This window comes from Sulfitobacter sp. HI0129, from assembly GCF_001635395.1.
GTDB lineage: Bacteria > Pseudomonadota > Alphaproteobacteria > Rhodobacterales > Rhodobacteraceae > Sulfitobacter.
Genome location: NZ_LWGH01000052.1, coordinates 1 through 429, shown reverse-complemented (window position 1 = coordinate 429; position 429 = coordinate 1). Strand labels below are relative to the sequence as shown.

Genomic DNA, 429 nt, shown 5'->3' with positions numbered 1-429 from the left:
CCCGAAATGCTCGTTCGCGTCGGGCACAGGCGGCTCGGCCCCCTCGCCATAGGTGCGGGTCTGTTTCAGCCGCGCCCCCGCCCAGACCGCGCGGTGGGGCCGTGCCAGTCTTGAAGTGTGCCACGCGATCCTGACATCGGCCGACCAGCGCCAACCTGTCACCCTGACCCGCCAATGCGGAATCGATACCGAGGAGACCCAGACTTGACCGACATTTCCCTTTCGATTGCCATGGGCAATTACGACCGCACCCGCGCCATCGTCGACGGCCGCGTGAAGATCGACGGCGTCGATCCCATCCCGATGCTGCTGTCGCCCGAAGAGATGTTCTTTCGCGCCTTCCGGCACCAGGCCTTCGACGTATCGGAACTGTCGCTGTCGTCCTATTCGATCTCGGTCGCGCGGGGCGACGCGCATTACGTGGCGATC

Annotated in this window: 1 pseudogene; it reads left to right on the top strand. The window is 65.0% G+C overall.

Annotated features, from left to right (window positions below):
* Window positions 1-204 precede the first annotated feature (204 nt).
* Window positions 205-429 (top strand): annotated as a pseudogene (locus A3764_RS25775) (ABC transporter substrate-binding protein); the annotation flags it as partial.